The organism is Paraburkholderia sp. GAS448 (assembly GCF_050435685.1).
In the GTDB taxonomy this organism is placed as follows: Bacteria; Pseudomonadota; Gammaproteobacteria; order Burkholderiales; family Burkholderiaceae; genus Paraburkholderia.
Window position 1 is genome coordinate 457144 of sequence record NZ_JBNDKT010000001.1, and the last position, 20021, is coordinate 477164.

Annotated in this window: 18 protein-coding genes and 1 pseudogene; 14 read left to right on the forward strand and 5 right to left on the reverse strand. The window is 63.1% G+C overall.

The genetic code is table 11. The features are described from left to right. Positions 1-9 precede the first annotated feature (9 nt). Complete coding sequence (locus P3T23_RS02160) at positions 10-1209, forward strand: glycine C-acetyltransferase (RefSeq protein ID WP_429314537.1); 1200 nt, start codon at positions 10-12, stop codon at positions 1207-1209. Between the two features lie 13 nt (positions 1210-1222). Further along, positions 1223-2254: an L-threonine 3-dehydrogenase gene (gene tdh / locus P3T23_RS02165; RefSeq protein ID WP_429314538.1), complete on the forward strand. Its 1032-nt coding sequence runs from the start codon at positions 1223-1225 to the stop codon at positions 2252-2254. Between the two features lie 32 nt (positions 2255-2286). Here the strand turns inward: tdh and P3T23_RS02170 are convergent. After that, positions 2287-2934: pseudogene (locus P3T23_RS02170) on the reverse strand (YceI family protein); the annotation flags it as partial. Between the two features lie 109 nt (positions 2935-3043). Between P3T23_RS02170 and P3T23_RS02175 the strand changes: the two are divergent. From P3T23_RS02175 to P3T23_RS02185, 3 genes are all read left to right on the forward strand, one after another. Further along, entirely contained in the window at positions 3044-3700 is a 657-nt protein-coding gene (locus tag P3T23_RS02175) for a TetR/AcrR family transcriptional regulator (protein WP_429314539.1), read from the forward strand. Next, complete coding sequence (locus tag P3T23_RS02180; RefSeq protein WP_429314540.1) at positions 3697-4176, forward strand: DUF1348 family protein; 480 nt, start codon at positions 3697-3699, stop codon at positions 4174-4176. Before P3T23_RS02175 ends, P3T23_RS02180 begins: the two co-directional genes overlap by 4 nt. A 215-nt stretch (positions 4177-4391) precedes the next feature. Continuing rightward, a complete protein-coding gene (locus tag P3T23_RS02185) occupies positions 4392-4913 on the forward strand; it encodes a hypothetical protein (RefSeq protein WP_429314541.1) in 522 nt (173 codons plus the stop codon). Between the two features lie 515 nt (positions 4914-5428). On the opposite strand, the gene P3T23_RS02190 is transcribed toward P3T23_RS02185, so the two are convergent. Beyond that, positions 5429-6235 (reverse strand): hypothetical protein, encoded by an 807-nt coding sequence (locus P3T23_RS02190; RefSeq protein ID WP_429314542.1) that lies wholly within the window; start codon positions 6233-6235, stop codon positions 5429-5431. Between the two features lie 257 nt (positions 6236-6492). On the opposite strand from P3T23_RS02190, the gene P3T23_RS02195 reads away from it, so the two are divergent. Then, positions 6493-7146, forward strand: a complete 654-nt coding sequence (locus P3T23_RS02195) for a hypothetical protein (RefSeq protein WP_429314543.1) — start codon at positions 6493-6495, stop codon at positions 7144-7146. A gap of 596 nt (positions 7147-7742) precedes the next feature. Here P3T23_RS02195 and P3T23_RS02200 read toward each other — a convergent pair. Next, positions 7743-8546, reverse strand: a complete 804-nt coding sequence (locus tag P3T23_RS02200; protein WP_429314544.1) for a DNA-binding transcriptional regulator — start codon at positions 8544-8546, stop codon at positions 7743-7745. Positions 8547-8809: 263 nt separating this feature from the next. Between P3T23_RS02200 and P3T23_RS02205 the strand changes: the two genes are divergently transcribed. From P3T23_RS02205 to P3T23_RS02235, 7 genes are all read left to right on the forward strand, one after another. Next, complete coding sequence (locus tag P3T23_RS02205) at positions 8810-10672, forward strand: bifunctional 3-(3-hydroxy-phenyl)propionate/3-hydroxycinnamic acid hydroxylase (protein WP_429314545.1); 1863 nt, start codon at positions 8810-8812, stop codon at positions 10670-10672. A gap of 1 nt (position 10673) precedes the next feature. Continuing rightward, positions 10674-11669 (forward strand): 3-carboxyethylcatechol 2,3-dioxygenase, encoded by a 996-nt coding sequence (locus P3T23_RS02210; RefSeq protein WP_429314546.1) that lies wholly within the window; start codon positions 10674-10676, stop codon positions 11667-11669. Between the two features lie 18 nt (positions 11670-11687). Beyond that, entirely contained in the window at positions 11688-12488 is an 801-nt protein-coding gene (mhpD, locus tag P3T23_RS02215; protein ID WP_429314547.1) for a 2-keto-4-pentenoate hydratase, read from the forward strand. A gap of 20 nt (positions 12489-12508) precedes the next feature. Continuing rightward, complete coding sequence (locus P3T23_RS02220; protein ID WP_429314548.1) at positions 12509-13450, forward strand: acetaldehyde dehydrogenase (acetylating); 942 nt, start codon at positions 12509-12511, stop codon at positions 13448-13450. 13 nt (positions 13451-13463) lie between these two features. Next, positions 13464-14486: a 4-hydroxy-2-oxovalerate aldolase gene (gene dmpG, locus P3T23_RS02225; RefSeq protein WP_429314549.1), complete on the forward strand. Its 1023-nt coding sequence runs from the start codon at positions 13464-13466 to the stop codon at positions 14484-14486. Positions 14487-14613: 127 nt separating this feature from the next. Next, a complete protein-coding gene (gene mhpT / locus P3T23_RS02230; RefSeq protein ID WP_429314550.1) occupies positions 14614-15864 on the forward strand; it encodes a 3-(3-hydroxy-phenyl)propionate transporter MhpT in 1251 nt (416 codons plus the stop codon). 188 nt (positions 15865-16052) lie between these two features. Continuing rightward, a complete protein-coding gene (locus tag P3T23_RS02235) occupies positions 16053-16925 on the forward strand; it encodes an alpha/beta fold hydrolase (protein WP_429314551.1) in 873 nt (290 codons plus the stop codon). 181 nt (positions 16926-17106) lie between these two features. Here the strand turns inward: P3T23_RS02235 and P3T23_RS02240 are convergent, their stop codons facing one another. Both P3T23_RS02240 and P3T23_RS02245 read right to left on the reverse strand, forming a co-directional pair. Continuing rightward, on the reverse strand, positions 17107-17565 hold the full coding sequence (locus P3T23_RS02240) for a hypothetical protein (RefSeq protein WP_429314552.1): 459 nt from the start codon (positions 17563-17565) through the stop codon (positions 17107-17109). A gap of 108 nt (positions 17566-17673) precedes the next feature. Continuing rightward, positions 17674-19611 (reverse strand): AI-2E family transporter, encoded by a 1938-nt coding sequence (locus P3T23_RS02245; protein WP_429314553.1) that lies wholly within the window; start codon positions 19609-19611, stop codon positions 17674-17676. 142 nt (positions 19612-19753) lie between these two features. Between P3T23_RS02245 and P3T23_RS02250 the strand changes: the two genes are divergently transcribed. After that, positions 19754-19885 carry a hypothetical protein gene (locus P3T23_RS02250; RefSeq protein WP_429314554.1) on the forward strand — a complete coding sequence of 44 codons (132 nt, stop codon included), beginning with the start codon at positions 19754-19756 and terminating at the stop codon, positions 19883-19885. The last annotated feature ends 136 nt before the right edge of the window (positions 19886-20021 follow it).

Sequence of the window (20021 nt, forward strand, 5' to 3'; positions counted from 1 at the left end):
GCCTGATCCATGCGTGATCCCTTTCTCGCCCATCTGCGCAGCACACTTGACCAGATCCGTGCCGACGGCTTTTACAAAAGCGAACGTGTGATCGCGAGTCCGCAATCAGCCGAAGTACACCTCGAGGCCGGCGACGACGTGCTGAACTTCTGCGCGAACAATTATCTCGGCCTCGCGAACGATCCGCGTCTGGTTGCGGCCGCGAAAGACGGCCTCGATCGAGATGGCTTCGGCATGGCGTCGGTGCGCTTCATCTGCGGCACGCAGACCGTCCACAAGGAACTGGAGCGCGCACTCGCCGCGTTTCTGCAAACCGACGACTGTATTCTCTACTCGAGCTGCTTCGATGCGAACGGCGGCCTGTTCGAAACCTTGCTCGACGAATCCGATGCCATCATCAGCGACGAACTGAATCACGCAAGCATCATCGACGGCGTGCGGCTGTCGAAGGCAAAGCGCTTTCGCTACAGGAACAACGATCTGGCCGACCTCGAGGCGAAGCTGCGCGAAGCCGACGCTGCCGGTGCCCGCTTCAAGCTGATCGCAACGGACGGCGTGTTCTCGATGGACGGCATCATCGCCGACCTCGCGGGCATCTGCGATCTGGCGGACCGCTACGGCGCGCTTGTGATGGTCGACGATTCGCATGCGGTGGGCTTTATCGGCGAGCATGGCCGTGGCACGCCGGAGCACTGCGGTGTGCTGTCGCGCGTCGACATCATCACCGGCACGCTCGGCAAGGCGCTGGGCGGTGCCTCGGGCGGCTATGTCGCCGCCCGCAAGGAGATCATCGAGTTGTTGCGGCAACGCTCGCGGCCCTATCTGTTCTCGAACACGTTGACGCCGAGCATCGCCGCTGCGTCGCTGAAGGTGCTCGAGCTGCTCGCTAGCGACGAAGGCGCGAAGCTGCGCGAGCGCGTGCGCGCGAACGGCGCGCATTTTCGCAGCGCGATGAGCGCCCTTGGCTTCACGCTCGTGCCTGGTGAGCATCCCATCATTCCCGTTATGCTTGGCGATGCGCAGCTCGCATCGCGCATGGCGGACGCGTTGCTGCATGAAGGCGTCTATGTGATCGGCTTTTCATTTCCGGTTGTGCCGAAAGGCCGCGCGCGCATTCGCACACAGATGAGCGCCGCACACACGCCAGAGCAGATCGATCGTGCCGTCGATGCATTCGCACGCGTCGGCCGCTCACTCGACATTATCTAAACGGGGCGAACACATGAAAGCACTCGCAAAACTCGAACGCGCTCCGGGTCTTACCCTCACGCACGTGAAGAAGCCTGAAGTCGGTCATAACGACGTGATGATCCTCATCACCCGCACGGCGATCTGCGGAACCGACATTCACATCTGGAAATGGGACGACTGGGCGCAGAAGACAATTCCTGTGCCGATGCATGTCGGGCACGAATATGTCGGCGAAATCGTCGAGATGGGCCAGGAGGTACGCGGCTTCGCGATTGGCGACCGGGTATCGGGTGAAGGTCACATTACGTGTGGGTTCTGCCGCAACTGTCGCGCAGGGCGCCGGCATTTGTGCCGCAATACCGTTGGCGTTGGAGTCAATCGTGAAGGCGCGTTTGCCGAATATCTGGTCATTCCGGCCTTCAACGCGTTCAAGATTCCGCCTGAAATTTCCGACGATCTCGCCGCGATCTTCGATCCCTTCGGCAACGCCACGCATACCGCGTTGTCGTTCAATCTCGTCGGAGAGGACGTCCTGATTACCGGCGCCGGCCCGATCGGCATCATGGCAGTGGCGATCGCGAAGCACGTCGGTGCGCGCAACGTCGTGATCACTGACGTCAACGACTACCGCCTGGACCTCGCACGCAAAATGGGTGCGACGCGCGCGGTGAACGTATCGCGCGAATCGCTGCGCGACGTGATGAACGATCTGCATATGACCGAAGGCTTTGACGTGGGTCTGGAAATGTCCGGCGTGCCGAGCGCCTTCACGAGCATGCTCGAAGCGATGAATCACGGCGGCAAGATCGCACTGCTTGGCATTCCGCCCGCGCAGACTGCAATCGACTGGACGCAGGTGATTTTCAAGGGCCTCGAGATCAAGGGCATTTACGGCCGCGAGATGTTCGAGACCTGGTACAAGATGGTCGCGATGCTGCAAAGCGGGCTCGATCTGTCGCCGATCCTCACGCATCGCTTTCCGGTCGACGACTACGAGCGCGCCTTTGCGACCATGCTCTCGGGCGAAAGCGGCAAGGTCATTCTCGACTGGACCGCCGCCTGATCATTGAGCGATGTACTGCTTGCGGGCGCCTCAGCGCCTGCAGGCGGCTTGACGAATTCCGCCTGGATCCGGACGTGCACATCGTCCCCCACGGCTGGATACCATGTCGACAGGCCGAACTTCGCACGGCTGAAACGGCCCTCGGCTGAGAACCCGAGCGTGTCCTGTTTTGTCAGCGGATCGGGGGCGAAGCCGTTGAACGTCGCCTCGAGCGTGACAGGCTGCGTGGTGCCGTGGATCGTCAGATCGCCCGTCAATTTGCCACTCGCGTCGCCTGTGCGCTCAAAACGCCTGCTCACGAACTTGATCTCCGGATAGCGCGACACGTCGAACATATCGGGGCCCTTCACCATTCTGTCGAGAAGCGGAACGTTCGTATCGATACTCCCGGCATCGATCGTGACCGCTACCGTACTCCTGTCCAGACCGCCTTCATTCCAGTCGAGCTGCGCTGTGGCGCGATCGAAACGCATCGTAAAGCGCGAATATTTGAAGTGGTCAATGTCGAACGTGACGCTCCAGTGATGTGGATCGAGCTGGTAACGTCCGGTCGGCACGCGCGCCTCCGTCGTGCTCACCGAATGCGTGACGACCCGCAGCGGCGTGCAGGCCGCCGTCACGGCGACCGCAGTGATCAATAAAGCGCGTGCAACTGGCGCGGGGACAGCGGAGATCCTCATGACGTTCATTCCCTTAGTCGATCTTCGTCACACGATAGCGTAAGCCTGCCTGACCAGCAAAATCCATCGGGTACTTGACGACGGAGAATGATCGTTCTACTCTTTGCTCATGGCTACTTCCGATGACGATCTGTCTGCAGCGAGTCCGCGCGAGCGGCTGCTCGAAGCCGCTGAAGCGTTGATCTACGCTGGCGGCATCCATGCAACTGGCGTCGATGCGATCGTCCGCCAGTCGGGCACGGCGCGCAAAAGCTTCTATACGCACTTCGAATCGAAGGATGCGCTCGTCGCCGCCGCGCTGACGCGGCGTGACGAGCGCTGGATGAACTGGTTCGTCGAGGGCACCTTGCGCAGCGGCAACACCGCGCGCACGCGTCTGACCGGCATGTTTGACGTGCTGCGCGAGTGGTTTTCATCGGATGATTTTCATGGCTGCGCGTTCCTGAACGCCGCAGGAGAAATCGAAGCCGCCGACGATCCGATCCGTGTCGTTGCGCGCGAACACAAGGTGCGTCTGCTGCAATTCGTCCGATCCGTATGCGACCAATACGTCGCTACGATCAATCGGGACGCGCACTGTGCTGCGCGGCTGTCACGTCAGTGGCTGATCCTGATCGACGGTGCGATCGGTGTGGCGCTCGTGAGCGGCGACGCTGATGCCGCGCTCGATGCTCGCGCCGCGGCCGAACGTCTGCTCGAAGCCGAATCCGCAACCCCTGGCTCGCCTTCACGGCGAGCGCCCACCCGACGTAAGGAAAAGCCATGACTGAACCGGTCGAAACCCGTCCGCCCGTTCCGCCCTTCACACGCGAAACGGCGATCCAGAAAGTGCGCGCCGCAGAAGACGGCTGGAACACGCGCGACCCGGAGCGCGTGTCGCTGGCGTACACACCGCAGAGCGTGTGGCGCAATCGCGTGGAGTTCGTCACGGGGCGCGCGGAGATTGTCGGATTGCTGCGTCGCAAGTGGGCGAAGGAGCTCGACTATCGTTTGATCAAGGAACTCTGGGCATTCACGGACAACCGCATTGCGGTGCGCTTCGCCTATGAATGGCACGACGACTCGGGTAACTGGTTCCGCTCGTATGGCAATGAGAACTGGGAGTTCGATGAGAACGGCCTGATGGCGCACCGTCATGCGAGCATCAACGACTTGCCCATCCGGGAAGCGGACCGGCTGTATCGCTGGCCGCTTGGCCGGCGTCCCGACGACCATCCGGGTCTGTCGGAACTGGGCCTGTAAAAGCTCACCTTTGGCGGACCGTACGTCACCGAACCGCCATCGGCTCTCCATGCTTGTTCTGTCCGGCGGCACCCTGCGCAGTATGCGTGCCTGCCGTCCCGAGCGGGTCTTCCACGTCGCGGGTGCGCGTTCCGGGACAGTGCGCGACGGGTGGCACATAAAAATGCTGGACAGAACATTGATCACGTCGGCACTCGACCGACGGCGGAGAGGACATGCGTTTGTGGCGGGCGAAACACAGGATAGTGCGTGCGACGGTGGCCGTGGCCGCCGCCGGCCTCGCGACGGCGACCACGGCGCGAGCAGCCGAGTGGTGCAAGGGCGGCGTCTGGGTCGACGCGATGCTGGGCTCGTATCACATCAATCCTGATCCTGACCAACACTTCGAGCAGTTCAATCCTGGGCTTGGCGTCGAATGCTGGCTCGGCAACGAATGGGCGCTGACAGCCGGTGGCTTTCGCAATTCGCTCCGACGCCCGTCGTGGTATGGCGGCGGAGTCTGGGCACCCGAATTTTCACACTGGGGCTTCGTTCGACTCGCCGTGATGGCAGGCATGATCTCCGGCTACAACTATGGCAACTGGGGGCTTGGACACAATCACACGATTGGTCCAGTGGCAGCGCCGATTGTGATGCTCGACTACAAGCGCGTCGGCGCAAACATCATTCTGATTCCGCCGATCCCTTCCGATAATCTTCCGTTCACTTTGGGCTTTCAGGTGAAGGTGAAGTTTTAGACGCTATTGGGGGACCACTACGAAAAATACGATGGATCCATCTGTGCTCGGACAGCCCACACAGTTTTTTCCGTGACCCGCACCAGAACGCACGCACCCTCGGGCCACCACCTGGCGTGAGAAGTATCGCAAGTAGAGTGTGCTAACTATGCATCTTGATATCCGCTCTCTGACAGTCGCTGCCTGGCAGCCTGCAACACGGAAAGGTGAAACGTTCCAGGATGGTGAGGAATTCCAGGAGATGCCGCGATATAGGTGAGCGATTCCAGGAGGTGAGGAAATCCAGGAGACACGAGAAAAATTCAATACGGTGAGGATTTCCAGGAGTCGGAGCTTCCGCGAAAAGGACGAAGCAACTGGATCGACGGAATGACACGGTGATGCATTGAGCGTCCGCTAGCTCAACGGAACCGCAATGCATCACGCGAGATGCGCCCGGTCCGACGATCGAATCAAGTCCGTCGCGCCGGGCGATGGGACCGCAGGCGAGTGCCGAACATCAACCCTGGGATGCGTTACTTCGACAGATGCAGCTTCTTCGACAACACCATGCCCTTCTGCGGGCTGACCAGCCAGATCGCGCGGATATTGGCGTGTAGTGTCGAGGTTCTGGTGGTGATGTCGGTGGGCTCTTCGTTGGTGGGATCGCTGTGCTCGCTCCGGTCGTTCAGGTAGGGCGGCACGAGGCTGCAGATCAACACGACCGCGAAGTCTCCATTCGCTTCGGAGAACGCTGACGGGGAGAGCGTCACGCGTCCGCGAACGGTGGTCTTTCTTCCTTCGCCCGAATCCAGTTCGATCAGGTCGATATGCTGGATGTATCCCTTGGCCTTCGCCTCAGCTGCCACCACAAGCCCTCGGCCCCGCGGTCCCGTTATCGTCTTCCTGAGCAGGATCACGCCGGGAGTCTCGTCGCCGGATAGATCGACGTTGACCGTCAACAGATGCGTCTTTGACCGGTACAGTATCCCGTAGGGCGCGGGTACGACAAACGCGAGGTCGCGATTGAGCCCGGCCTTCGTCAAATCGGGATCACGCGGTTTCGTGTGGGTCGGGACGTCGATCAGTTTCCGCACGCGGTCGCTCAACGAAGGCGAGTTGGCTTTGCGACTCTCCTTCGCCAGGGCGTCTCTGACCGCAACCGGGTCGTCGCCAACGAAAGGCTGCGTCGACAGGACACCGGTAGAGGCAGACGTTTCAGCTCCGCTCGCCTCGGCAACAGCGGCTGCTTCTGATGACGTTCCGGCGTGTGCCAGCAACGACACGCAGGCAAAGACGCAAACGGCGGTCGAGCGAATCAGCCTGGATTTCAGATTGGACACGGCAATACCCCTCCCCTGACGAGGCAAGTCTATTGTAACGCCCTGCACGGTCAACCCGAACGCGCAATCCCCACGCGGCGATACTTGCCGGCTGTTGCCGCTTCGTGTCTCTCCCGCTGTTAACGCCCGACACGCCGCTGCCGCTCCTTCGATCAGCTATCGCCTTCAATCGCCTCGCGCACACGGTATGCCCTCAAGAATTCCGTCGGTTGGGCCGTTATCCCCAGGATCATGTCTACCGTAACACGGAGCATAGTTTGAACAACAAGAGGCTGGCTTTACCCATCGCCGGAATCGCGTGCGCACTCTCGCTGGGGGGATGCGTGACCACCGGAGAAGGGCGAGTCGCAGCGCAACCGGTACGCACAACCGCCGTGGTGGCTGCGCCGATGCGGCCCGGTCCGCCTGTCGCACCGCCTCAGCCCGTCGTGCGGGAAGAACTGATGCCCGAGCGCAACGATGTCTATGTCGCTACCGCGACCGATCGTGACGTCGTGTACCTGGGCGGAGACACGTATATCTGGGTGACGGACGCCGGCGGCCGACGTCGCAGGCAGTTCTACGCTCATGGCGACAGGCGTCGGGAAGTCTTCCATCGTCGGGATAATCTGCGCTCGGCGATGGTCTCGCCGCGCGAGGTTCATCCGGTCGTGCGGCACGCAGGTGACGACCACCATCGAGAGGAGCCTCACCATCGGGAGCCGATGCGCGCGGCAGCGACGGATGAGCACCGCCACGAACCAGGCCGTCACATGGCAGCTAACGAACGGGGACATCATCCGGATACGCCGCATCAATCGGCGCAACGACCGAACCATCCGGTGCGCGAAGCGGCGGCTGAGAATCCGGGCGCGGCCCATCGACCTGCACCGGGCGGGCAGCCTGTTGTGAAGACGGTCAGCAAGTCATAGGCGGCGTTTCGCGAAGCACAATGCGGAGGAGCACGATGCATTCGCATCGCGCCTCTTCTGCGGGTTGATCATGGCAGGAGGCTGACCGGGCACACTCACCCCAGGCACATCAAAGGTGAGCTTTTTCGGGGGCGCGCCAATGATTCAGCAGTGTTGTCTCATCGATACCTAACGCCGCAAGAGTCTGATGAGACTGGACGTGCGCGCCGCCTCGCGATTTCTCCAACGTCAGCCTGAATACCTGATACGCGTTGCGCTGCAGATTGCAGCATCGCTATCTGGCAGCAACGAGATGCCGCGCTTGTTCATACTTATCGGGTAGCCGGCGACGCGCAAAGGTGAGGAATTCCAGGAGATGGAGTCGTAGAGGTGAACGAATCCAGGAGGTGAGCCAACCCTGTTTTTCGCGAGCACCTTTGATAAAGGTGAGGATTTCCAGGAGTCTGTATTTGCCTGAAACGCAAGGTTGGTTCGGCTGACTGTATCCGCGCGAAATGGGCGATCGACGGGCGTACACGGCCTTACCCATGTCGACGCCAGGTAGCCGCGTTCCCCTGCCCGAAATGGCGCCTCAAGCCCACGCTTACTGCGCGAAGTCAAACCTTGTTCTGCGCCGGTTCGGCCTCCAGCGCCGCGACCATCTCGCGTGCGGCGCTCTGCAGTTCGGGAACATAGCGCCGCGTTGCCTCCGCGAGCGTAACCGCGCGCGACAGAAACACCACATTGAGACTCGCAAGCACCCGCTCACGCGAGATGATCGCAACAGCGACCGCGCCGATCTTGCTCTGGGCAGCCCAGTCGCCGTGGTTGGATCCGAACCCGTCGGTTCGAACCCGTTTGATGAGACTACGGATCAGCGCATCGTTGGACGCGAGCGCTTTCTGTTCTTCGCCGCCCACGCCCGAGCGCAACAGGTCGAGAATGTCCTCCCGCTCGGCGTCCGGACACATCGCGAAATAGGTGCGGCCCGCCGCGGTCAAGAGAATAGGCAGCCGCCGCCCAACCATCGACCGGTGAAACGAAAGTTGACTGAACCGGTGGGTGGTTTCGCGGATGATCATCGCGTCGCCGTCCGGCGTCGTCAGGTCCGACGGCCATGCCACGCGTTGCAGCAACTGCCCCATGATGGGCGGCGCGATGGTTGCGATTCGCTCGTCGTCCGTGAATCCCTCGCTTAGCGAACGAACATTGAGCGTCAGGCGAAAGCTGTCGTCCGACGTGCTGCGCCGTACAAACCCTTCCTCGACCAGCGTTTCGAGCAGGCGCCGCACCGTCGTGCGGTGCAGTCCGGTCAGATCGCTGATCTGCTGGCTGGTGGCGCGGCCGCTTTCCATCGCGTTGAGGGCCTGCAGCACCTGCAGGCCGCGCGCCAGGCCCCGCACGTTCGTGTACGTCGTCACGCAAAAATCTCCTTTATTTTCAACTATGTGCATTCTATGCACATTTTTCAGATTTTGTTGAGGCAGCAGGGGGCGCGCTCCTACACTCGCCTCAAAGCAAACATTCAAGGAGATGCGGATCGTGGCGGGCGTTGCCTTCCACGACGCGCGCAGCCCGCTTCGGGCAATCCGTTGCGCACCGCTGTCTCCCCCGGATTTTCGCTGATCCAGCCCGCAACTGATGCGACCACGGTCCATTCCGGGCGCAAGAACAGGAGACAGACATGACCCCCGCCATCGACATGGCGGCCGGTAACGGCCGCCCCCAGAGTGTGAACACCGATGTCGCCATCGTCGGCGCAGGCCCCGTCGGCTTGATGCTTGCCAACATGCTCGGACTGCAGGGCGTGCGCGTCGTGCTCATCGAGAAGCTGGAACAGATCATCGACTATCCGCGGGCGATCGGTCTCGACGACGAGGCCTTGCGCGTGTTCCAGTCCGTCGGGCTCGTCGACGAACTGCTGCCGCACACGACGCCGAATCACTGGATGCGTTTCACGCTGAAGGGCCGTTGCTTCGCATCGATTGAACCGCGCACTGACGAATTCGGCTGGTCGCGCCGCAACGCCTTCATTCAGCCGCTCGCGGATCGCATTCTCTGCGATGGTCTGGAGCGCTTCGAACACGTGCAGGTCCTGCTCGGCCACAGCGTCGACGGCTTCTCGCAGGACGATGCGGGTGTGACGATCGAGGCAGTGGATAGCACGGGCCAAAAGAAGTCGATTCGCGCGGCATACATGGTCGGCGCCGACGGCGGCAACAGCTTCGTGCGCCGTGCCCTCGACGTGTCCTTCGAAGGCCGCACCAAACCCAACCAGTGGATCGTGGTCGATGTGCGCAACGACCCGATCGGCTCACCGCATGTCTACCTGCATTGCGATCCGGCGCGCCCTTACGTGTCGGCGGCGTTGCCGCACGGTATCCGCCGTTTCGAATTCATGGTCATGCCGGGCGAAACAGAGGAAGAACTGTCGAAGCCGCAGAACCTGGCGGCATTGATCCGCAAGGTCGTGGCCGAGCCCGACAAGGTCGACTACATCCGCAAGCGTGTCTACACCCACAACGCGCGTCTTGCCAGCACCTTCCGCGTGAAGCGCGTACTGCTGGCGGGCGATGCCGCGCACATCATGCCGGTGTGGCAGGGCCAGGGATACAACAGCGGCATTCGCGATGCGAGCAATCTCGGCTGGAAGCTGGCGATGGTCGTGAAGGGTCTCGCGCAGGACAGTCTGCTCGACACCTACACGATGGAGCGGCGGACCCACGCGCGTTCGATGATCCATCTGTCGGAAGTTGCCGGCGACATTTTCGCGCCCGCGAGCCGGTTGGGCACGCGATTCCGTGACGCGTTCGTGCGCACGTTCAACGTCCTGCCCTCAGTGAAGCGCTATTTCGTCGAGATGCGTTTCAAGCCGATGCCGCGCTACGAATCCGGTGTGGTGTTGCTGCCCGAGAGCAGGCGCAAACACGGATTTCTCGCGCGCATGCTCGAGCGCTCGGGCCACACGGCGCCCGGCCGTCTGCTCGGGTTGATGAGCGAAAAGCGCGAGTCGTTCATCGGACGTCTCGTGTACGGACGCGATCCCGCCAGTGCATCGCCCGTTGGACGCATGTTCATCCAGCCGTCCGTGCGGCTCGAAGATGGCCGCGTGGTGCGACTTGACGATGCGTTAGGGAACCGCTTTGCGATCATCGGCTGGGGCGCGGATCCCACCTACGGATTGACGCCGGCAGCGCGCGCGATCTGGGAGGGTCTTGGCGGATGCTTTGTGATCGCCAAGCCCGATACGCAACTGAGCTTCCACCACGACGTGCCTGAAGGCGTGATCGCGCTCGGTGACGTGGATGGCCGTCTGAAGGACTGGTTCACACGGGTGCCGGAGTCGGTCGTGCTGCTGCGTCCGGACCGTTTCGTAGCCGGCATGTGCTCACCGCAGCGCGTCTCGCAAAGCATCGCCGATCTCGCCGGCAAGCTGGCCTGGGTGGCGGATGCACCGGAACAAACCGTGCCGGTCGACGTGTCCGTGGCGCGAAACGCCACGCCCGTTTGCGATGGCCCCCTCGTCGCCACGGCCGCAGGAGTCTGATATGCCGATTCTTCTCGAATGTCTCTCGCACACCCCGCTGCATGGCTACCACGATCCCGCGCCGCACATCGTCGCGGAAGTGGAGCGTATGCAGCAAGAGGCCCGCGCGCGGGTCGAAGCGTTCGATCCTGAACTGGTGGTGGTGTTCGCACCCGACCACTACAACGGATTCTTCTACGAAGTGATGCCGCCGTTCTGCATCGGCGTGGCGGCCACTGCAATTGGCGACTTCAAGAGTCTTGCCGGTTCGCTCGCTGTTCCGCAGGACGTGGCGCTCGCGCTTGCCGAGGTCGTGCTGGCGAGCGAGGTCGATGTGTCGGTGTCATACCGCATGCAGGTGGACCACGGCTGTGCACAGGCGCTCGAAGTGCTGACCGGCGGCCTCGACCGCTACCCGGTCGTGCCGGTCTTCATCAATTCGGTGGCGCCACCGATGGCGTCGTGCCGCCGTTCGCGGCTGCTTGGCGATGCCGTCGGCCGCTTCCTGTTGCGAACCGGCAAGCGTGTGCTCGTGATCGGCTCCGGCGGAATTTCGCACGAGCCGCCTGTGCCGGAAATCGCGAGCGCCAGCGCGGAAATGGCCGAAAGACTAATTGCCGGACGCAATCCGTCGGCGGAATCGCGCGCAGCGCGGCAGGCGCGCACGGTGGCGGCGGCGAAGTCCTTCACGGCCGGCGATAGCCATCTGCATCCGCTCAACCCTGAATGGGACCGCTGGTTTCTCGATCTGCTCACCGCTGGCGACATGAGCGCAGTCGATGGCATGACCAACGACGCGATCACGCGGCAGGGCGGCAAGTCGGCGCACGAAATCCGCACGTGGATCGCCGCTTTTGGCGCGCTGGCGGCATACGGACCGTATCAGGCCTCGCTCGATTATTACCGGCCGATTCCGGAGTGGATCGCGGGTTTCGGCGCGATGCACGCCCGCCCCGCGGGACAGGGACAGACAGCGCTACACGCACACCCCACTCACATCGCCGCGACGCTGGCGTAGCAGGAACAGGAGAACTTCATGTCTGACAACGAAACTGCGCACGAAACCGTGCTTGCACTGGCCGCCCGACTGCGCGAGGCCGAACAGTCGAGGCGCACGATCGCCCCCGTGCGCAACGAGATCTCGCCCGACGATGCTGCCATCGCCTACGCCGTGCAGCGCGCGAACGTCGACGCGCGATGCGCCAAAGGAGAACGCATCGTCGGCCGCAAGATCGGTCTGACCTCGCCTGCGGTGCAGCGTCAGCTCGGCGTCGATCAGCCGGACTTCGGCACGCTGTTCGCATCGATGGCATACGGCGACAACGAGCCGATGTCGCTTTCGTCGCTCATCCAGCCCAAGGTGGAAGCCGAGATCGCACTTGTGCTGGAACGCGATCTCACTGAAGACAGGCACACCTTCGCCGATCTGATCGGCGCAACCGCCTATGCGCTGGCCGCGATCGAAGTGGTCGACAGCCGGATTGAAAAATGGGACATCCGCTTCGTCGACACCGTCGCGGACAACGCATCGAGCGCGATGTTCGTGCTGGGGAGCCGCCCTGTGCTGCTGCGCGATCTCGATCTCGCCGGCTGCGCGATGACGCTTTCGCAGGACGGCGAGGTGCTTTCGCGAGGCGCCGGCTCCGCCTGTCTCGGCAATCCGCTCAACGCGGCCGCGTGGCTCGCTGACCGCATGGTGCAACTCGGCACGCCGCTGCGCGCGGGCGACGTCGTGCTGACCGGCGCGCTCGGACCGATGGTGGCCGTGACCCGCCCGGGCACGTTCACGACGCAGATCGAAGGGCTCGGCAGCGTGCGCGCCACCTTCACCGACTAACGACTCCACCAGGGACTGACATGACATCCACCAAGCTCAAAGCCGCGATCATCGGCTCCGGCAATATCGGCACCGATCTGATGATCAAGATCATGCGCCACGGCAAACACCTGGAAATCGCGGCGATGGTCGGCATCGATCCGGCATCGGACGGTCTCGCGCGCGCAGCGCGTCTCGGCGTCGCCACGACGCACGAAGGCGTGCAGGGGCTCACGCGCTTGCCGGTGTTCGAGGATATCGACTTCGTATTCGATGCGACCTCCGCTGGCGCGCACGTCAAGAACGATGCGTTTCTGCGCTCGCTCAAGCCCGGCATCCGCCTGATTGACCTGACGCCCGCGGCGATCGGCCCGTACTGCGTGCCGGTCGTCAATCTCGACGCGCACCTCGACAGCCGTAACGTCAACATGGTGACGTGCGGCGGGCAGGCGACCATTCCCATCGTGGCGGCCGTGTCGCGGGTCGCGAAGGTTCACTACGCGGAAATCGTTGCGTCGATCAGCAGCAAGTCGGCGGGCCCCGGCACGCGCGCCAACATCGACGAATTCACCGAAACCACCTCGAAGGCAATCGAAGTCGTGGGCGGCGCGGACAAGGGCAAGGCGATCATCGTGCTCAATCCGGCCGAGCCGCCGCTGATGATGCGCGACACGGTCTATACGCTGTCGGAGCTGGCGGACCGCGCGAAGATCGAAGCGTCCATCGAGGACATGGCGCGCGCCGTCAATGCCTACGTGCCCGGCTACCGCCTCAAGCAGAAGGTGCAGTTCGACGAGATCCCCGCCGACGCGCCGCTTCTCATTCCTGGCCTCGGCCGCTTCAGCGGACTGAAGACTTCAGTGTTCGTCGAAGTCGAAGGTGCTGCGCACTACCTCCCGGCCTACGCCGGCAATCTCGACATCATGACCTCGGCCGCGCTCGCCACCGCCGAACGCATGGCCCAGTCGCTCGTGAACGCGTAAGGAGCAGATTGACATGAGCAAGAAACTTTATATCTCCGACGTGACGCTGCGCGACGGCATGCATGCCATCCGTCATCAGTATTCGATCAAAAACGTGCAGGACATTGCCCGCGCGCTGGACGCCGCGAAGGTCGACAGCATCGAAGTCGCGCACGGCGACGGATTGCAGGGTTCGAGCTTCAACTACGGCTTTGGCGCGCACAGCGATCTCGAATGGATCGAGGCGGTGGCGGACGTCGTGAAGCATGCGCGGATCGCGACGCTGCTGTTGCCCGGCATCGGCACGATTCACGACCTCAAGGCGGCCTACGACGCGGGTGCGCGGATCGTGCGCGTGGCCACGCATTGCACCGAGGCGGATATCTCGAAGCAGCACATCGAATACGCGCGGGAACTCGGCATGGATACGGTCGGCTTCCTGATGATGAGCCACATGACGACCCCCGAAAAGCTCGCCGTCGAAGCGAAGAAGATGGAAAGCTACGGCGCGACCTGCGTCTATGTGGTGGACTCGGGCGGCGCGATGAACATGAGCGACATCCGCGCGCGCTTCCGCGCATTCAAGGACGTGCTCGATCCGGCGACGCAGACGGGCATGCACGCGCACCACAACCTGAGCCTGGGCGTTGCCAACTCCATCGCCGCGGTGGAGGAAGGATGCGACCGCATCGATGCGAGCCTCGCCGGCATGGGCGCGGGCGCGGGCAATGCGCCCCTTGAAGTGTTCATCGCGGCGGCGGAGCGTCTCGGCTGGAACCATGGCGCCGACCTGTACACGTTGCTCGACGCCGCCGACGACATCGTCCGACCCCTGCAGGACCGGCCGGTACGTGTGGACCGCGAGACGCTGGCGCTCGGCTATGCGGGCGTTTATTCGAGTTTCCTGCGCCATGCCGAAGTGGCGGCGAAGAAGTACGGCCTGAAGACGGTGGACATCCTCGTCGAACTGGGGCGGCGTCGCATGGTGGGCGGCCAGGAGGACATGATCGTCGACGTCGCGCTGGACCTGAAGCGCGAACTCGACGCGCAAATCTGAAGTACCCGGACCGAACCCGCGCCCGGCGGCGGCGAAGTTTTCGCTTCGCCTTCGCCGGACGCATGGGGCTCGATTCACAGCGTGATCGCCGCCAAGAGCGATGCTGAAAAACTCATTGGAGACTTTTATGAAGACGTCAACGCCGGCCCGCGCAAGCGGCGCCCTCACCATCGGATTGTGTCTTGTCGTCGCGTTACTTGAAGGACTCGATCTACAGTCAACCGGGGTCGCGGCCCCGCGCATGGCGCGCGAATTCCATCTGGCTGTTGCGCAGATGGGTTGGGCTTTCAGTATCGGCGCGCTCGGGTTGCTGCCGGGCGCGGCCATCGGCGGGCGTCTCGCGGACAAGCTCGGTCGCAAGCAGGTGTTGATGCTCTCTGTTGCTCTCTTTGGGATTTTTTCGATCGCGACCACGCAGGTCTGGGACCTCAATAGTCTGCTCGCCACACGCTTTTTGACCGGCCTTGGGCTGGGCGCGGCCATGCCGAACCTGATCGCGCTCTGCTCGGAAGCCGCAGAGCCGCATCAGCGCAGCACGGCTGTGGGCGCGATGTATTGCGGCATGCCGTTCGGTGCGGCGCTGGCCGCGGTGATCGGCATCGTCAGTCCCGGCGACGAAGGCTGGCGGCACATCTTTTACGTCGGCGGTATTGGGCCGTTACTGATCCTGCCGCTGCTCGCCGTGTACCTGAAGGAATCCGCGCATTTCGTCGCGGCAAAGTCCCGCGAGATGACGCATCGGGAGTCCCGATCCGGCGTGGCACATGCGCTGTGGGCCGAAGGCCGGGCCGGCACGACACTCGCGCTGTGGGCCAGCTATCTGGGCACTTTGATCGTCCTCTACTTCCTGATCAACTGGCTGCCGTCGATGGTGTTGAGCCGCGGTCTGACACGCGTGCAGGCGAGCGTCGTGCAGATGATGTTCAACATCGGCGGGGGCATTGGCGCAATCGTCATCGCGAACATGATGGATCGTATCGGCCGGCGCTTTACCGTTACAGGCATGTATGTGGGTATCGCGGTGGCGCTCGCGGTGCTCGCCAGTGCGACCGGCAGTGTGTCGACGGCTTTCGGCGGCCTGCTCGCCGGACTCTTTCTCGTCGGCGGGCAGTCGGTGCTGTATGCGCTCGCGAGCACGATCTATCCGGTGCAGGTGCGTGGCACGGGTGTAGGCGCGGCGGTGGCCGTGGGTCGGTTTGGCTCGATCCTCGGTCCCCTGATCGCAGGCCAGTTGCTCGCAACCGGGCAGAGCGCTTCGGTGCTGGTGATCGCGAGCATCCCGCTGATCGTGATCGCGGCGATTGCGGCGCTGCTCGTGATCGCACGGTTCTCGCGTGGACAGACGATCGCCCCTGCGCCCCAGGCCGATCACGCCTAGCGAGCGGTTGGGTCCGCGTTCTTTCGATGGGCATCGGACGCAAGGGCGAAGGCGCGATGGCCCTGGATGGCGGCAAGAAGATCGACTCGGGCAGGAAGAGGAAACGCCGGTCCTGCCACTTTCGCCCTGACTAACAGGCATCAACCTGCAGCATCAACGCAGCATCAACCCGAACAAGGAAACATGAAATGACAGCCAGTACACAAGCACTGAGTGAAGCGGCAACAAGCAGGTTCGTCCGCATCAAGGATGGCGATCTCGACCTGCAGTTGCACTACAACGATGCCGGGCACGGCGACGAGACCGTGGTCATGCTGCATGGCTCCGGACCGGGTGCGAGCGGTTGGGCGAACTTCAACCGCAACGTCGATGCATTCGCCAACGCCGGCTATCGCGTCATCCTGATGGATTGCCCGGGCTGGAGCAAAAGCGATCCGGTCGTCTGCAAAAGCTCGCGCTCCGAACTGAACGCCCGCGCCTTGAAGGGCCTGCTCGACGCGATTGATGTCGGAGGACGGGTTCACATCATCGGCAACTCGATGGGGGGACATAGCGCCGTGGCCTTCGCGCTCGCTTATCCGGAGCGGGTAGGCAAGCTGGTGCTGATGGGCGGTGGCACCGGCGGCCCGAGCCAGTTCGTGCCGATGCCGACGGAAGGCATCAAGCTGTTGCAGGGCCTGTACCGTGAGCCGACGCTCGACAACCTCAAAAAGATGCTGAACGTCTTCGTGTTCGACACCAGCACGCTCACCGATGAACTGATGCAGGCGCGACTGGAAAACATGCTGGCACGGCGTGACCACCTCGACAACTTCGTCAAGAGTCTGGCGGCCAATCCGAAACAGTTCCCGGACGTCGGCCCCCGCCTCGGAGAAGTGTCCGCGCCGACTCTGGTGATCTGGGGGCGTGACGACCGCTTCGTGCCGCTCGACGTGGGTCTACGCCTGACCTGGGGCATGCCGAACGCTGAACTGCACATCTTCAGCCGCTGCGGCCACTGGGCGCAGTGGGAACATGCCGACAAGTTCAATCGGATGGTGCTGGATTTCCTGCGTCATTAAGCGGAGCTGCGGTCGCAAACCCGACAGGGTACGACCGCGCATCGTGTGGCAGCGAGCGTTGCTGTGACCCGTTGACCCGGCTGCAGGAAAGTAGCGCCGGACGATGAGTCCGGCACGCGGCTGTCGTGCAGAAATTGGCTCACAGGTCGGCTCGGCGATTCTGCGGGCCTGTGGCCAACCTTCAGTTGTCTGACAGATGCGTGGTCAGGAAGGCACGAAACTTGTTCTGCGTCGGGACGATCTTTTCGACGCAGTCGTCATAGTCTCCCCCTTGCGACCTGTCCGGGCCGTACATGCCGCGGCATTGCGCGTCGAGGGTGATCGTTGCGCCGCTGCCCTTCCTGATTCGCGTGGCCGAGTAGACGGGTTTGCCTGAGCGGGTCGGCACGTCGGATTCGATTGCAACCTCATCCGCGCGGATCACTGACGTCGACGTGTTCTGCTCGATGTAGCGCTTCGTCAGCGCCCAGGCCTTGTTGCACTGTGCCTCGTCGCGGCACTCTACCGTGGCGTTCCGCTGTGCGGTGTCCAGGTTGTTCTCGGCGCGCGAAAACGCGTTGTCTTTCTCCGCCTGCTTTTCGGCAGACATGCAGCCGGTGAGTGCAAGCGCAGCCAGCGCGACGGCGATTTTCGTTTTCACAGATTGGGCTCCCAGACCAGATCCAGATTTGGAGCCCGATTATAGACACCCCGACGAACGGTCCGCAGTTACGGGGCCGGCACGGGTCGGTTCATGCGGTTGCCACGCTCACGCAACGCCCCGCGCATCCTCATGTTGCGGCTTCGCGGCCGCGGCCAGCCGACATTCCTCGATCAGCCCGCGAAACGTCGTCGCGTTGCGCGTGCTGTGGACGAGACCGGCGTCCGTGGTGTTCTCCGACGATCCGCCCAGGCCCATGATAATCGTCGCTGGCGTCTTTCGGCCGGTTATGCGTCGCAGAAGATTGCGCAGATAGGGCGGCGACTCGGCGGCATCGAGCGTCACGACGCAGATGATCGATGCGCTTCCGACATCAGGCGTACTGGCGTGACCGTTGCGGAAGCGCTCGTACGTCGTCGAGGCGCACGCGATCTTCCGGCGCGCAAGCAGCTGGACGACAATCGCCGCCGCCAGCGCGTCGAATGCGCCTCGTCCGGAGATGCACAGGACGAATGCGTCGGGCGCTGGTTCGGACTCGCCTGCTTCGCGGGAAACCTCGCCATCGAGCCGGGTGACATGACTCGCGACGGGCTCCGCTCCAGGTGCGCCGGACGGCTCGGCCGGCGCAGGCGTATCGGGTGCGCCTTCCACCGTTTCGAGATTCTCGACGATATCCGCGAGCGCCTCGTTGATCCGCGCGAGCTGCTCCGAAGTCAGCACGCCGCGCAGCGCATCGTTGCGCGCGAGGCGCAGCCCCTCCAGCGCGACATGATCGTAATAGTCGACGAGCGACATCTCTCCCAGCAGCCGGTCCGCCTGCACGATAGCTTCGTGGGGATCGTCCGCGAGGAGGCGTTGATAGAAATTCTGCGCGGGCGTGAGCGCAGGCTGATCGCCCAGCAGGATGGTCAGGAAATTCAGCCGGTCGGCGTAACGGCCGAGCGTGACGACGCACAGCGTCAGCGGCGTGGATAGCACGAGGCCGACCGGACCCCACAGCCAGCTCCAGAAAATTGCCGCAACGATCACGGCGAGCGGCGACAGCCCCGACCGATGGCCATACAGCAGCGGCTCCACGACCTGTCCGGCCACCAGGTCCACCACGACGAACAGCACCAGCGTCCATACGGCCATCGTCCATTGCGGCTGGATAGCTGCCGCGAGAGACACGGCCAGCACGGCCGCAATCCAGATGCCGATGTACGGGACAAAGCGCAGCAGCGCCGCGACAACGCCGAACAGCAGCGCGCCCGGCACCCCGAGCAACGCAAGGCCGACGGCGATGACGGCCCCCACGCTCAGATTGAGGCCCAGTTGCGCGACGAAGTAGCGGCTGAGACGGACCGCCGCGTCGTTGATGGCGGTGGTGGTGCGATGCAGGTCTGTGGATCCGAACAGGCTGATCAGACGATCGCGCAGGTCTTCGCGTTGCAGCAGGATAAAAATGGTCACGACCAGCACGATAAAGGTCGTTTCAAGCGGTGCGATCACGGGTGAGAACGCACGCTGCGCAAGCTGCAGCGGCGTAGGGGCCGGCTCATGAACCTCGACTGGCGCAGGTACCGGCGGCGCGTTCTTCGCGGCCCGTCCGGTAGGCCGCGGCGTGTAGGGCCGCGATGGGGCGACGCGTTGCAGCGTCGCCGCTGCCTTGCTCAGCAGCACATCGGCGCGGCCGACGGTCTTTTCCTGAACCGTCTCTATCTTTTGCTCGATGGCCACCTGGTACTGCGGCAGATCGGCGGCGAGCTGGACGACCTGCGCGCCGATCAAGGCGCCGACGCCCAGCAATACACACAGCGCAAAGAGCACGGCAACGAAAATCGACGGCAGCTGTCCCACGTGCAGACGCCGCAACGCGTTCACCAACGGCGCGAGCAGAAAGCTGAGCAGCACCGACAGCGTGATCGGTATCAGGACGGCCCGGGCGAAATACAATCCGCAGACAACGACGACGCCTGTGACCACCGATGCCAGACCATGCAGGGTCGGCGTGCCGGGCGGATAGACGCGGTTGGGATGTCCTCGCGGCGGTAAGGGGAGTTTCATGGTCGTACGTTCGAGGTTGCAGGGCGCGTCATCGTAATGGCAGGAGCGTGACCCCGGAAAAACGTCGCGGCAGGGAGCACTCAGCGTACACCTGATTGGTCGCAGCAATGCTCATGCCCGCCGCGTGGAGATAGTATGGACCATGCGCTCCGATCGAGCCGCTGACGCGGTAGCAATTGTCCCGGCAAAGCAACCCAATCCGGCGATCGCGTATTGCCGCAAGCTTCTCTCGCTGGATGTGCTGCTCCCCCTGTTGCCGCAGATGCTGCCGTAAGCGCCAGAGGTGAGCACATTCGGGAGCCGGTGCCGGCCATTTTCCGGTAACCTGCGATGTGCTTTCTCCCGATCAATCTGAATGTGCGAACGTTGTCGCAATACCGGTTGCGATATCGCGAGCGGCTCCGGTGGAT